The organism is Paenibacillus sp. OT2-17, from assembly GCF_009827695.1.
Classification (GTDB): Bacteria; Bacillota; Bacilli; order Paenibacillales; family Paenibacillaceae; genus Paenibacillus; species Paenibacillus polymyxa_B.
Genome location: NZ_WUDQ01000982.1, coordinates 1 through 733, shown reverse-complemented (window position 1 = coordinate 733; position 733 = coordinate 1). Strand labels below are relative to the sequence as shown.

2 protein-coding genes are annotated in these 733 nt (G+C 53.8%); both read right to left on the bottom strand.

Going from position 1 to position 733, the window contains the following annotated elements; genetic code table 11:
* A partial coding sequence (locus GRP75_RS28600; RefSeq protein ID WP_160791071.1) for a Gfo/Idh/MocA family protein occupies positions 1 to 428 on the bottom strand: 428 nt, incomplete at its 3' end.
* 52 nt (positions 429 to 480) lie between these two features.
* On the bottom strand, positions 481 to 733 hold a 253-nt coding region (locus GRP75_RS28595; protein ID WP_160791070.1), incomplete at its 5' end, for a substrate-binding domain-containing protein.

The following is a 733-nucleotide window of genomic DNA, read 5'->3' as shown; positions in this document are numbered from 1 at the left end:
GCCAGCTGGACAGCCGGAGAAAAGCGGTAGTTGAAGCCTACCATATGTCTGACCCCTGCTTCCTCTGCTACCTGCAGCATGTCACGGGAATCCGCCAGCGAGAGCGCAAGCGGCTTCTCACAGAACAGATGCTTGCCCTGGAGGGCAGCCTCAACGACAATTTCCTTATGGGCATTACTCGGGGCGTTAATATCAATGAGATCAATATCGTTACGTTTCACTAGATCACGCCAATCCGTAACACTTTCAGTCCAGCCGAACTGGCGGGCAGCCGCCTGAACCCCCTGCGCGTTGCGTCCACAGATAACGGACATCTCTGGCTGCAGCGGGGCATCTGGGAAGAACATGGGTAGACTACGGTAAGCGTTGCTGTGAGCCTTGCCCATAAATTTGTAGCCAACCATTCCGATACGAAGACGATTAGACATGTCGTGATCCTCCTTATGGGTCTGAGTTTCAACGAGTTTTTGACGATTGGTGTTATGGACGAATGGATGACGCCCTGATAATCAGCTCTGTGGACAGGAGTTCTCTTATCGAGTCGGACCCGGTCAGTTCCAGGGCTGGAATAAGGTCCAGAGAATCGGGTATAAGCTTCGAGGCTGCAAGCTCTCCCATCTCATAAAAAGGAACGCGGACACTGCTTAGCGGCGGAACAGCCATCTCAGCCGCATCCGAATCGTCATAGCCTACAAACGCTGGGAACCGGTCAACTGGCAGTCCGCGCTCACGG